Origin of the sequence: Agarivorans litoreus (assembly GCF_019649015.1) — a bacterium.
GTDB lineage: Bacteria > Pseudomonadota > Gammaproteobacteria > Enterobacterales > Celerinatantimonadaceae > Agarivorans > Agarivorans litoreus.
The window spans coordinates 3,925,101-3,938,116 of record NZ_BLPI01000001.1 but is presented as its reverse complement, the minus strand read 5'-3'; the positions used below and the strand labels follow the sequence as shown (position 1 = coordinate 3,938,116).

The window sequence follows — 13,016 nt, the reverse complement described above, 5'->3', positions numbered from 1 at the left end:
TGTGAGCCGATTCTGGTTCCTGCTTATTGTAATAAGTATCTCGTGGCTTTTTCTAGCACATACCGAACTAATGAGTTGGAACAAACAGTTAATTAGTCAAGGAGAGTATTGGCGCATTGTTTCAGGCAATTTTAGCCACAATAACCTTATTCATTGGCTCATGAATGTTGCAACCTTGGTGCTGGTGTATTTTGTTTTTGATGACCGATTATCAAATCAGCACTTCATGTTGATTAGTATTAGCTTATGTTTAATAGGCGGCGGGCTATTATGGTTTGCTCAATATGATGAGTACGTAGGACTCTCAGGCCTAATTCATGGCTTAATCGCCTACGCTGCAATGGCTGATTTGTTCACCGACAAAAAACGCGTCGGTGCCATCATATTGACAGGTTTAAGCGCGAAGCTACTCATGGAGCAATTATACGGTGGTGACCCGTGGGTAACCGATTTGATAGGCATCGATGTTGCTATCGATGCCCATTTATTATTTGCGGTACTTGGGATTAGCTTTGCTTTGTTACTTTGGTGGCCATTATGGCGAAGCTATAAGCTAAGCACTTAGTTCAACGTTAATACTGCGTAATACCTCTGCAGGCAAGTCGGCTTGAGTAATCGGTCGGCCTATAACCAAATAATCAGAGCCTGCTGTAACCGCTTCAACCGGCGTCATTATCCTACGTTGGTCGCCTTGCGCACTGCCTGTTGGTCTAATCCCTGGAGTGACCAACGCAAACTCCTCGCCAAGTAGCGATTTAAGCATTTTAGCTTCATGGGCCGAGCACACCACTCCATCTAAGCCAGATTGCTTAGTAAGTGTTGCCAAACGCTCTACTTGCTGCATTGGGCTAAGCTCAATACCTAGCTCTAATAAATCAGATTGGTCCATGCTGGTTAGCACCGTTACTGCAATCAGTTTAGGGCGTTTATCACCATAAGGTTCTAACGCAGCTCTTGCCGCTTCCATCATTCTCCGGCCGCCGCTGGCATGCACGTTAACCATCCATACCCCTAACTCCGCAGCTGCAGCTACTGCTTTAGCCACCGTGTTAGGAATATCATGAAATTTTAGGTCTAAGAACACTTCAAAGCCTTTACTGTGAAGCTCTTTTACCAGCTGCGGGCCGAACAAAGTGAACATTTCTTTACCCACTTTAAGACGACATGAGCCCGGCTCTAATTGCTCTACAAATGCCATACATTGATCGATATCTGCATAATCAAGGGCAACTAATACCTTTGGGTCTTGCATTGTTTCTACTCTCCGTCTAATCCTACTATTGGTTTAACTGTGCCCCAACTCTTACATGATGGACAATGCCAATATATAGAATGAGATGAAAATCCACAGCGTCGACACTGATAGTGAGGTTTAATCTTTAATTGTTGGGTAACTAAGCCACGCAAAACTTGCAGGCTTTGTTTAGCTTGACCTTCTTCAGCAGAAGCTAGATGAAGGCCCATTAAGTGATGAAATCCTTTCATGGTAGGGTTGCGTTTAAGCTCATCTACCAACAAATCCTGAGCTTGCTCTGCGCCGTGCGCCTCCCGGTAAATAATCGAAAGCTCCACCACCACGCTAGCAATACTTTTTATTGATAAGCAGTACTCTAAAAACTGCTGATAGTACTCGGGCTTTGCCAAATTATCACTACAGGTTTTGTAAAGTGATAAAGCATCGGAGGCAAAGTCGATATCTTGCTCTGGGATTTTGTTTAAATTTTTTAGCGCTGCTTTAAAATCGCCTTCAGCATTTTGAATTTGAGCTAAATGCAAACTAGCTCTTACACATTTCTTGTCTGCGCTGAGAGCTTTTTTCAGCAAAGCTTGGCTCTTGGCAAGTTTACCAGCAGTTTCTAATTCTTGCGCTTGCTCGCAATAAAAATGCGCAATTTGACGATTAACATCACTCAGTTCTTTAGGGTCTATTTTTTTGGCAACGGCAATCGCTTGTGGCCACTCTCGAGTTTGCTGATAGATACTGAGTAATTGTTTTAAGGCTAACTGGCGGTAATCTGGCTCTTCTTGCAACTCAATGAGCAAGGCTTCCGCTCTATCAAATAAGCCGGCAGCTAAATAATCTTTTGCTAATTGTTGTAAAGCGAGGTTTTTTTGGTCAAGGTCTATGCCTTCACGAGCAATTAGATTTTGATGAATACGAATAGCTCGATCAACTTCTCCACGCTGTCTAAACAAGTTACCAAGCGCGAGATGTGTATCGATGGTTTCTGAATCTACTTGTAATAATTCTACAAAGAGGTCTACGGCTTTGTCAGATTGATTAGATAAAAGAAGATTTAAGCCTTCTACGTATTGCTTAGATACGTGATTTGCTTGCTGTTGCTGATTTTGCCTAACGCTGCGCTGCCCCATGTACCACCCATAAGCGGCAGCGACCGGTAACAACAAAAACAACAAGCCTAGCATTAACTATCCTTGACCGTCTCGTCTTGCAACTTATTTAGTTGTTTTTGCTGCTTAGCTAACCGACGCTTCAAGCCAGCACTTTCTAAACGAACACGAGTATAAAAAGCCAACAAAAATAAAAGACAAGTAATAAAGCCAGCTATGAACAAACCAGCTATCAGCCATGACAAACGCATATCCGATTCTGCAATAAGATAATTGACACTTATTACTTGATCGTTTTGCGCACCCACAGCAAGCGCGGCAACAAACAATATAACTAATAACAGCGTTGAAAAAATTGCTTTCACATAACCTCCCAGAGCCAAACAAAAGCTAGGGAAATTATGCAGCAATCACGTTAATTTAACCAGCCAAGATCACCTAATTGTAAAAGAAACAATACTATAGGCCAGCGTTTACGCGCTCTCGCAACTCTTTACCAGGTTTAAAGTGGGGAACATGCTTCCCAGACAGCTCTACCTTTTCACCAGTTTTAGGATTTCGTCCCACCCGGGGTGCACGGAAGTGCAGTGAAAAACTGCCAAAACCACGAATTTCAATTCTATCGCCTTCCTGCAATGAACAGGTCATTTGCTCAAGAATTTCTTTAATTGCCGACTCAATTTCTTTACTGGTAAATTGAATATGTTTACTAGCGAGTATTTCAATCAAATCAGATTTAGTCATGGATTCTCCAAGCCATTGATAAAGGGAACTAATACCAGTGTAGATAAAGAAATGGGGGGGAACAAGTCCCCCCCAATATTCAATCACATAAATCTAAAAAAGATTTAAAGATTATTCGCCTTTAAGTGCAGATTTAAATGCATCGGCCATAGCGTTACCAATCTGAGCATCTTCTTTCTTGTTCAGAGTAGCCATTGCTTCTTTCTCGTCCGCTTCGTCTTTAGCGCGGATAGAAAGGCTGATTACACGGTTCTTACGGTCAACACCAACGAACTTAGCTTCAAGTTGGTCGCCAACAGAAAGAACAAGTGATGCATCTTCAACACGGTCACGGCTAACATCGCCAGCACGTAAGTAACCTTCAACGCCGCTTGCTAGTTCAACAGTTGCACCTTTAGCATCAACTTCAGTAACGGTACCGTTAACTAAAGCACCTTTCTTAAGGTCAGCTAGGTAGTTGTTGAACGGATCTTCAGCAAGTTGCTTAACACCTAGGCTAATGCGCTCACGTTCTGCGTCAACTTGTAGTACAACAGCTTCGATTTCGTCGCCTTTCTTAAAGTCGCGAACCGCTTCTTCACCTTGAGCATCCCAAGAGATATCAGATAGGTGAACAAGACCGTCAATACCGCCGTCTAGGCCGATGAAGATACCGAAGTCAGTGATAGACTTGATCTTACCTGAAACTTTGTCGTTCTTATCATGAGTGCTAGCAAATAGCTCCCATGGGTTAACTTTACATTGTTTCAAACCAAGTGAGATACGACGACGTTCTTCGTCAATATCCAATACCATAACTTCAACAAGGTCACCCACGTTAACAACTTTAGATGGGTGGATATTTTTGTTAGTCCAATCCATTTCAGAAACGTGAACTAGACCTTCAACACCATCTTCGATTTCAACAAAACAACCGTAGTCAGTTAGGTTAGTTACGCGACCTTCAAGACGAGCACCTTCTGGGTAACGGTTAGCAATTGCTACCCATGGATCTTCACCCAGCTGCTTAAGACCTAGAGATACACGAGTGCGCTCACGGTCAAACTTAAGTACTTTAACGTTGATTTCGTCGCCAACATTAACAATTTCACTTGGGTGCTTAACGCGTTTCCAAGCCATGTCAGTGATGTGTAGAAGACCGTCAACACCGCCAAGATCAACGAACGCACCGTAGTCAGTAAGGTTCTTAACGATACCTTTAACTTCTTGACCTTCTTGTAAGTTCTCAAGAAGTTCATCACGTTCAACACTGTTTTCAGTTTCGATAACAGCACGACGAGAAACAACTACGTTATTACGTTTTTGATCAAGTTTGATAACTTTAAATTCAAGCTCTTTACCTTCTAGGTGAGCAGTATCGCGCACAGGGCGAACGTCAACTAGTGAACCAGGCAAAAATGCACGGATGGTGTTAACTTCAACTGTAAAGCCACCTTTAACTTTACCGTTAATGATACCAACAACCGTTGCTTGCTCTTCGTAAGCACTTTCAAGTTGGATCCACGCTTCGTGACGTTTAGCTTTTTCGCGAGAAAGAACAGTTTCACCGAAACCATCTTCTACAGCGTCTAACGCTACGTCAACTTGCGCGCCTACTTCTATTTCTAGTTCGCCAGCAGAGTTTTTGAACTGTTCTGCAGGAATAGCAGATTCTGACTTAAGGCCAGCGTCTACTAGAACCATACCGTTTTCGATACCTACTACAGTACCTTTAACAATCGAACCAGAACGGAATTCTAGGTCTTGAAGTGACTCTTCAAAGAGTTGAGCAAAAGATTCAGTCATTATTTAATTACACATATAAGAACGTCCACTTAGCAATCCGGCTAAATGGGGTTAATAATAAACACCTAATTCATCCTTGGTATAGGTGCGCCAAATCCCAGAGATTACTGGGTTAATTTACTGTCGATATAATCTATCGACATTTTCACCACTTCCTCAATAGAAAGTGATGTAGAATCAATAACTAACGCATCTTGAGCAGGAACTAAAGGTGCGACACTGCGATTTCTATCGCGGTGGTCACGTTCTTCAATTTCGCTCAAAAGGTGGTCAAAACTAACACTAAAGCCTTTTTCTTGCAACTGATTATAGCGTCGCTGCGCTCGTTCTGCTGCACTTGCGTCTAAAAAGATCTTCGCCGGGGCGTCAACAAAAACAACCGTTCCCATATCTCGCCCATCAGCAATTAAACCAGGCTCTTCTCGAAATGCTCGCTGGCGTCTTAATAAAGCTTCACGTACTCGCGGAAATGCAGCGACTTTAGAAGCGGCATTCCCCGCTGTTTCTTTGCGGATCTCTAGAGAAACATCCTCTCCCTCTAATATCACCAAAGTACTACCGCCTTTAGCTTCAAATCGCACATCAAGGTGAGCCGCTAAAAGACTTAACGCTTCTTCATTGTCTAAAGCTACTTCATGGTGTAAGGCTGCTAAAGCTAAGACTCGATATATGGCTCCGCTATCCAGAAGTTGCCATTGATAATGCTGAGCTAGCTTTTGGCATAAAGTGCCCTTACCAGAACCACTAGGCCCGTCAATTGTCACCACTGGAACGTTTTGAGTCATGAGTCCTCCATAATGTCCAAAGCAAAATGCGAGCTCTTATCTGGAGATAGATAAGAACTAAAAATTCGGCGGCATTATACGCGAAAAGCTGGCAATAAGCCTCACTAATTTATTAACAAAAAACAAAATTAACCGAACGCTTGTCCCACTTTTAAACAAAAAGCAGTATATCGTCTGGACATACTGCTTATTATTAATACTGTCTGCTATTTTTAAACGGGCAGCTCTACACCTGAATCTTTAATACGCGCTAATTTATAACGCAGCGTTCTAGGACTAATACCCAACTTTTCAGCGACATCTTTACGCTTGCCATTGCACGCTTTAAGCGTATCTAAAATGATTTGTTGTTCTTGCTGGCGTAACTCATTACCTAAAGGTTCATTTGCCAGTGATGATTCAACCAGGGGTTCAACCTGTAATGGCTCTAACTGATTTTCGATGACTAAGCAGTCACTATCAATGACATTACCATTAGCTAAAATGAGTGCCCTTTGCATAACATTGTCTAGCTCGCGCACATTGCCCGGCCAGGAGTGGTTGAGTAATTTATGCTGTGCACTTAAGCTTAACTCATAGTTTTGAGCGCTATGACGATTGAGCAAGTGCGTGGCTAAAGGCAATACATCACCTTTACGTTGCTCTAAAGGTAGCCAGTTTAGTGGGAATACATTTAGTCGGTAATATAAATCTTCTCTAAACTGCCCTAGTCGAACTATTTCTCGCATATCTCGGTTGCTGGTAGCAATCACACGAACATCTAGTTTAATCATTTTGCGGCTACCCAAGCGCTCAACTTCCCGCTCTTGCAAGACTCGCAGTAGTTTAGCTTGTAAGCCAAGATCCATTTCACTGATTTCATCTAGCAAAATAGTTCCGCCTTGAGCCTGCTCGAACTTACCAGGACAAGCTTTTATAGCACCAGTAAATGCACCTTTCTCGTAACCAAACAAGGTTGCTTCAAGCATATTTTCAGGGATAGCGGCACAGTTTATGGCAACAAACTCGTGATCTTTACGTGGTGAGCAGTCGTGAATATAACGTGACAATACCTCTTTGCCCGCCCCACTTGGCCCGCTAATCAATACCGATGCCTCAGAAGCTGCCACTTTCTGACTCAACTTTAACAAGGCTTCGGTGGAAGCATCACCATAAACAGGCTCGCGCTTTTCTACCTTAATAGAAGGTGCGTATCGACCAACTTGATTTAACAATACTTCTGGTGAAAAAGGTTTAGACAGGTAGTCAATGGCTCCATCGCGCATCGCCGATACCGCATCGTCAATCTTTGCATAAGCTGTCATCAGCAATACTGGGATTTGGGGCCATTTTTGTTTGATATTTTTAAGTAAACTTAAGCCATCCATCCCCCCCATTTGCACATCGCTAACCACTAAATCAACCGATTCTTCGGCTAAAGCAATAAGAGCTGACTCTGCGCTATCGGCTTGCTCGCAGTGATACCCAGCAAGATGTAAGGTATCAACTAAGGCCTCTCGAAGGCCGGCATCATCTTCAACAATAAGAATTGTAGATTGGCTCATATTTATTGTCCTCCAACAGCAAGATCTTGCTGGTACGGTTCTGCTAAAGGTAAACGCACTGTAAAGCATGAACCTATTGAACTTGACTTAAGTTCAATTTTTCCATGATGGGCATTCACTACAGACTTAACAACCGCCAAACCTAAACCTGTTCCATTTTGCTTGGTAGTATAAAAAGGTTCGAATATCTTGTTTTCGCTTGCTTCATCTATACCTCCAGCTTGATCTTCAATACTAATCAGCACCTCCTGGCATAAGCTACTCACCAATATTTTTATTTCGCTCCCCTGGCTGCTTAGCTGAGCCGCATTTTCAATTAAATTGGACAAAGCCGAAACCAAGGCATTGGCATTCGCCAAAAGCTCTACATGAGGAGTTCTTACTATGCTAGTTAGTTTAATTTGATGCTGGCGCAGACATGCTTCAGTTGCCGCTTGTAGTTGGTCAATAATTTGCTGAGCACTGACCTGACTAACCACCATTTTTTCGCCACTTTTAGCGAACAACAGCATGTCGTTCACTTGAGTTTCTAAATCATTTAAACGAGCCATCATTTTGTTTTGAAAGTTGTCACGAGCATTATCAGATAAGGTTTTATTGGAAAGGTTTGAACCATAAAGCATAGCGGCAGAAAGCGGCGTTCTAATTTGATGAGCTAGCGAAGCCACCATATTTCCTAACGCAGACATACGCTGCAACTTGGCAACATTGGCTTGTAGTTGGCGGGTATGTGTCATATCAGTTAACACAATGAGCTGTCCTTGGGTATCTTGTAAGGGTGACAAACTCAGTTTTACTCGCCTGCCATCAACTAAAGACAGCTCATGGCCATCGTCGGCCTTTGGCGAGAACAGTCTTGGTACCGCCTCTAACCAACGTTGTTGCTCAATATCATCTCCCAGCAATTGCTTAGCTACCGGATTTGCCCTAGAGACAAAACCTTTGTTATCAAGCAATACTAAGCCTGATGGCATAACGTCGAAAATCTGCGACAAGTTATGCTCAGATAAGCTGGTTGGCTGTTGTTGAAGTTGCACTGAGGGCATGAGGTAAGCTCCGCGTCATAAAACCGTTAACAGTGCTTATCAATCAATATTCGTGCCACATAAAAAAGGCTCTGAATTCAGAGCCTTAATATAAGATTAGTGCGTTTAGCTGTCTTTATTCAAACCGTACTTACGCATTTTTTCAACCAAGGTTGTTCGCCGCATCCCCAGTTGTTCTGCCGCTCTGGCAACCACGCCGTCTTGCTGCTCAAGCGCCTGGCGAATTAAGTCTACTTCTAAGTCAGCCAATAGCTCTTTTAAGTTAACTCCTTCATCTGGGAGCTGCTGTACCGCTCCCCAGCCTTCTTCGTCGAGTTCCTGATCTTGCTCCCCATCAGGAAATAGCGCTTCAGGGCTTGGATCAGAAAATACCGAGGCATCTTCATCGCTAAAAATAGCTAACAGCGCATCGCGTTCAGCCAGCTCAGGGCTGTAATTAGGCTCAAAGGTTTCGGCATCTATATGACGATACTTCGGTGGTAAATCATTAACGTCAACAATTTGGTCAGGATGCAAAATAAGTAGGCGCTCAACCAAATTAGATAACTCACGTACGTTACCTGGCCATTGATGCTGCATTAAGGACTCAACTGCGCGTTGGGTAAACCGCACCACTGCAGAATGCTCCTCTTCATGGCGATTAACCAATTCTTGAAGCAACAGAGGAATATCATCTTGGCGCTCACGTAATGATGGCATTTCGATTGGAAAAACATTTAAACGGTAATAAAGATCCTCGCGGAACTTCTCTTGCTCAATCATTCGCTCTAAATGACGGTGAGTTGCTGCAACAACTCTAACATTTGCGGTAATAGCTTTACTTCCGCCAACACGTTCAAATTGACGCTCTTGCAGCACTCGTAATAATTTAACCTGCATAGGCATTGGCATGTCACCAATTTCGTCTAAGAACAGCGTGCCACCTTCGGCCAATTCAAAGCGGCCTTTGCGCATAGCAAAGGCACCAGTAAACGCGCCTTTTTCATGGCCAAATAACTCACTCTCAAGTAAATCTGGAGGAATAGCACCACAGTTAATTGGCACAAACGGCCCTTCACTGCGTACTGAATGGTCATGAATTGCTTTGGCGACAACCTCTTTACCCGTGCCCGACTCACCAAGAATAAGTACATTAGCCTCTTTAGTTGCCACCTGTTCAATTAGGTGACGCACCTCTTGAATAGCAATACCTTTGCCAATCAAGTTCTGGCGTAGGCGCTCACTCTTAGCAGGGCTTGCCTTACCCGGTAAGTGAGTTAAATAAGCATCACAATGATGTAGCAACTGAGTCAGCTGCTCATAATTAAAAGGAAGATCTAGGTGACCAATAAGATTTGGTAAGCTGTCGAAAGAATCGCCCTCGCCTATTGTTAAAAACGGGCAATGAGGGTGAGCAGCGACGACGCTCTTAACATCCTCTAACTGTTTACTTATTAGAACGACTTTATCCGCATTACTCGACAAAGCACTAAGCTCTTCAGAAGAGCAAACCTTAAACTGTTGGCCAATAAAACCGAGTACTGTTTCTAGTTGCTTAGTTCTCTCGTGGTCACTTTCACAAACTAAAACGCTATTGGATGCTTGCATCCCTATCCCCTGCAAAAAATAAGCTACCTTGCGACAAACTTATGTTTAATTACGCTATTAAATGATTGTAAACAGGCGTCAAAAATACGCAAGGCATAAGCATTAAAAGCGACAAAAATATGACGCAACTTTGATTTATGAATAAACCAAGGCTTACTAAGCCCTGAGATCTTAGATGATGTGTAGAATTAGTGAGCTACTACCAAAAAGTTCGGTGATTTTTCTAGCCAAGTTCATAAATGGAGCATTTATTGCTTATCGTAACAGTAACGGAAGCTTATGATTTGTATAAGTGTTCTATTACTAACGAATATATGGAATCGTTATGTTTGATAATAAGTCTATTTTAATTACTGGCGGCACAGGTTCATTTGGTAAAAAGTACACAAAGACCATTCTTGAGCGCTATAAGCCTAAACGCCTCATTATCTATTCTCGTGATGAGTTAAAGCAATATGAGATGCAGCAGCATTTTAACGCCCCATGTATGCGATATTTCATTGGTGATGTGCGGGATCGAGAACGCTTAATACAGGCCATGAACGATGTAGATTATGTTATTCATGCGGCAGCGCTAAAGCAGGTACCCGCCGCTGAATACAACCCTATGGAGTGCATCAAAACAAACATTCATGGTGCCGAAAACGTAATTAAAGCCGCTATCGAAAATAACGTTAGCAAAGTGATTGCGCTTTCAACAGATAAAGCCGCATCACCAATTAATTTGTATGGCGCAACCAAGCTTGCTTCAGACAAGCTTTTTGTTGCAGCGAATAACATGGTGGGTCAAGGACAAACTCGGTTTGCGGTTGTTCGCTATGGCAATGTTGTTGGTTCCAGAGGCTCAGTTGTTCCATTCTTCAAACAACTCATTGCTAATGGTAATGACCACTTACCAATCACTCATGAGGATATGACCCGTTTTTGGATTACTCTTCAGCAAGGTGTAGACTTCGTGCTAAAAAACTTCAGCCGAATGTATGGCGGAGAAATATTCATTCCTAAAATACCGTCAGTTCGAATTGTGGACTTAGCTAAAACATACGCGCCTGAACTCCCGATAAAAGTGATTGGTATCCGGCCAGGAGAAAAATTACATGAGATTATGTGCCCTGGAGATGACTCCCACCTCACCATAGAATTTGATGATCATTATGTCATTTGCCCGAGCATCAAATTCTATAACGATGAACATGACTACTCTAGAAACTTAATTGATGAAGTGGGTAAACAAGTAGAGCCGGGATTTGAATATCACTCAGAAACTAACCCTAAGTTTTTAAGCTCAGAAGAAATCTTAGCCTTTGATAAATTGGCAGAGTTATGATTCCTTACGGCCGCCAACAGATATCGCAAGAAGACATAGATGCCGTAGTTGAAGTGCTAAGTTCAGACTTTCTCACACAGGGCCCAAAAGTACCTGAGTTTGAACAAGCACTTAGCACATACTCGGGCGCTAGGTATGCGTTAGCAACAAACTCAGCCACTAGCGCTTTACATATTGCTTGTTGTTCCTTAGAAGTAGGTAAAGGCGATATCGTTTGGACCAGCCCAATTACCTTCGTTGCTTCTGCGAATTGCGCTTTGTATTGTGGAGCCAGTGTAGATTTTGTCGATATTGATCCCAGCACCTACAACATGTGCCCAGAAGCCTTAAGAGTAAAACTAGAACAAGCTAGCAGCCAAGCTAAGCTACCCAAAGTAGTGGTTGTCATTCACATGTGCGGACAGCCCTGTGATATGAAAGCAATCTGGTTACTGAGCAAACAATACAACTTCAAAATTATCGAAGATGCCTCTCACGCCATTGGTGGGAAATATCAAAACCAGCCAATTGGGAATTGTAAGTATAGCGACATCACAGTGTTTAGTTTTCACCCTGTTAAAATCATTACAACTGGTGAGGGGGGCGCTGCCTTAACCAATTCTCCAGTTTTAGCAGACAAAATGAGACTTTTGAGAAGTCATGGGGTAACTAGAGATCCGATGCTGATGGATACACCTCCCCATGGAGATTGGTATTATCAACAACATTCTCTAGGCTTTAATTACCGCATTACTGAACTGCAAGGGGCCTTAGGCTTAAGTCAACTTAGGCGCGTTGATGAATGGGTTCAAAAACGTACCCAAATAGCCACTCGCTATACTGAGTTATTAAAAGACGCTTCTATTATAACTCCTTTTCAAAGTGGTGAAAGCGATTCATCTTGGCATCTTTACGTTATTCAACTAAAAAAACCAAGCGCAAGAGCTATGGTATATGAAAAACTAAAAAATGCTGGGATTGGAGTAAATGTTCATTACATACCGGTACACACTCAGCCCTATTACAAAAAGCTGTTTAGTAAGCAAATACAGTTACCAAATGCAGAAGCTTACTATAGCGCAGCACTTAGCTTACCTTTATATCCTGGTTTAACAGAAATGGAACAGCTGTTTGTCGTTAACCAACTTAAGGAGGCTCTCCAGTGAAAGTTGCAATAATCCCTGCTAGAGGCGGAAGTAAACGAATACCTAGAAAAAATATCAAGCTATTCCATGGCAAGCCAATCATTGCTTACAGTATAGAAGCAGCTCTAGCTAGTGGTTGCTTCGACAAAGTTATAATATCAACAGATGATAGTGAAATAGCAGAGGTAGCAATAGAGTACGGAGCAGAAGTACCGTTCATTAGGCCAGCAAACATTGCGAATGATTTTGCAACTACAGGCGATGTGCTCAAACATGCAATCTCTTGGTTTAATCACCCAATAGATTATGTTTGCTGCATTTATGCTACAGCTCCCTTCATTCAACCATCTCAAATACAACTGGCTTATCAACTTATAAGTAGTAATGAAAATGCCAACTATTGTTTTCCTGTTTGTGAATTCCCATTTCCTATACAACGCGCTATAAAACTAACTTCAGATAATCGAGCAGAAATGTTTCAACCAGAAAATTTCAATTGCCGTTCGCAAGACTTGGAACCTGCATATCAAGATGTAGGACAATTTTACTGGGGGCTTCCAAATGCATTCCTTGGTGATATACCTATGTTCTCAAAATCAGCTATAACCTTCAAATTGCCTAGAAAGTTCGTAGTAGACTTGGATACACCAGATGATTGGGAGCTAGCCAGCTTACTCTATCAAGCCCAAATCAACGCGTCAAAGCCCCGCAAAAACTGAATC

Annotated in this window: 13 protein-coding genes; 4 read left to right on the top strand and 9 right to left on the bottom strand. The window is 42.5% G+C overall.

Annotated elements, in window-relative coordinates; translation table 11 throughout:
* Window positions 1–70 precede the first annotated feature (70 nt).
* Window positions 71–565 carry a rhombosortase gene (gene rrtA / locus K5L93_RS18145; protein WP_220721094.1) on the top strand — a complete coding sequence of 165 codons (495 nt, stop codon included), beginning with the start codon at window positions 71–73 and terminating at the stop codon, window positions 563–565.
* Here rrtA and pyrF read toward each other — a convergent pair.
* The 9 genes from pyrF to K5L93_RS18100 all read right to left on the bottom strand — a co-directional run bounded on the left by pyrF (window position 554) and on the right by K5L93_RS18100 (window position 9,843).
* Window positions 554–1,252 carry an orotidine-5'-phosphate decarboxylase gene (gene pyrF / locus K5L93_RS18140; protein WP_220721093.1) on the bottom strand — a complete coding sequence of 233 codons (699 nt, stop codon included), beginning with the start codon at window positions 1,250–1,252 and terminating at the stop codon, window positions 554–556. The genes rrtA and pyrF overlap by 12 nt on opposite strands.
* A gap of 5 nt (window positions 1,253–1,257) precedes the next feature.
* The gene (gene lapB, locus K5L93_RS18135; RefSeq protein WP_220721092.1) at window positions 1,258–2,427 is read right to left on the bottom strand and encodes a lipopolysaccharide assembly protein LapB; all 1,170 of its coding nucleotides are present in this window, start codon (window positions 2,425–2,427) and stop codon (window positions 1,258–1,260) included.
* Window positions 2,427–2,717, bottom strand: coding sequence for a LapA family protein (locus tag K5L93_RS18130; RefSeq protein ID WP_220721091.1), 291 nt, complete (start codon window positions 2,715–2,717; stop codon window positions 2,427–2,429). The genes lapB and K5L93_RS18130 overlap by 1 nt, the downstream gene beginning before the upstream one ends.
* A 94-nt stretch (window positions 2,718–2,811) precedes the next feature.
* Window positions 2,812–3,096 (bottom strand): integration host factor subunit beta, encoded by a 285-nt coding sequence (locus K5L93_RS18125; RefSeq protein ID WP_016403456.1) that lies wholly within the window; start codon window positions 3,094–3,096, stop codon window positions 2,812–2,814.
* Window positions 3,097–3,207: 111 nt separating this feature from the next.
* Complete coding sequence (gene rpsA, locus K5L93_RS18120) at window positions 3,208–4,881, bottom strand: 30S ribosomal protein S1 (RefSeq protein WP_220721090.1); 1,674 nt, start codon at window positions 4,879–4,881, stop codon at window positions 3,208–3,210.
* Window positions 4,882–4,985: 104 nt separating this feature from the next.
* Window positions 4,986–5,666: a (d)CMP kinase gene (cmk, locus tag K5L93_RS18115; protein ID WP_220721089.1), complete on the bottom strand. Its 681-nt coding sequence runs from the start codon at window positions 5,664–5,666 to the stop codon at window positions 4,986–4,988.
* Between the two features lie 212 nt (window positions 5,667–5,878).
* Complete coding sequence (locus K5L93_RS18110; protein ID WP_220721088.1) at window positions 5,879–7,210, bottom strand: sigma-54-dependent transcriptional regulator; 1,332 nt, start codon at window positions 7,208–7,210, stop codon at window positions 5,879–5,881.
* Between the two features lie 2 nt (window positions 7,211–7,212).
* Window positions 7,213–8,256 (bottom strand): sensor histidine kinase, encoded by a 1,044-nt coding sequence (locus K5L93_RS18105; RefSeq protein ID WP_220721087.1) that lies wholly within the window; start codon window positions 8,254–8,256, stop codon window positions 7,213–7,215.
* Window positions 8,257–8,361: 105 nt separating this feature from the next.
* Window positions 8,362–9,843 (bottom strand): sigma-54 dependent transcriptional regulator, encoded by a 1,482-nt coding sequence (locus K5L93_RS18100; RefSeq protein ID WP_220721086.1) that lies wholly within the window; start codon window positions 9,841–9,843, stop codon window positions 8,362–8,364.
* 325 nt (window positions 9,844–10,168) lie between these two features.
* On the opposite strand from K5L93_RS18100, the gene pseB reads away from it, so the two are divergent.
* Genes pseB through pseF form a run of 3 tightly spaced genes read left to right on the top strand, consistent with a single transcriptional unit; the run spans window position 10,169 to window position 13,013 of the window.
* On the top strand, window positions 10,169–11,170 hold the full coding sequence (pseB, locus tag K5L93_RS18095; RefSeq protein WP_220721085.1) for a UDP-N-acetylglucosamine 4,6-dehydratase (inverting): 1,002 nt from the start codon (window positions 10,169–10,171) through the stop codon (window positions 11,168–11,170).
* Complete coding sequence (pseC, locus tag K5L93_RS18090) at window positions 11,167–12,315, top strand: UDP-4-amino-4,6-dideoxy-N-acetyl-beta-L-altrosamine transaminase (protein ID WP_220721084.1); 1,149 nt, start codon at window positions 11,167–11,169, stop codon at window positions 12,313–12,315. The genes pseB and pseC overlap by 4 nt, the downstream gene beginning before the upstream one ends.
* Entirely contained in the window at window positions 12,312–13,013 is a 702-nt protein-coding gene (gene pseF, locus K5L93_RS18085; protein WP_220721083.1) for a pseudaminic acid cytidylyltransferase, read from the top strand. Before pseC ends, pseF begins: the two co-directional genes overlap by 4 nt.
* The last annotated feature ends 3 nt before the right edge of the window (window positions 13,014–13,016 follow it).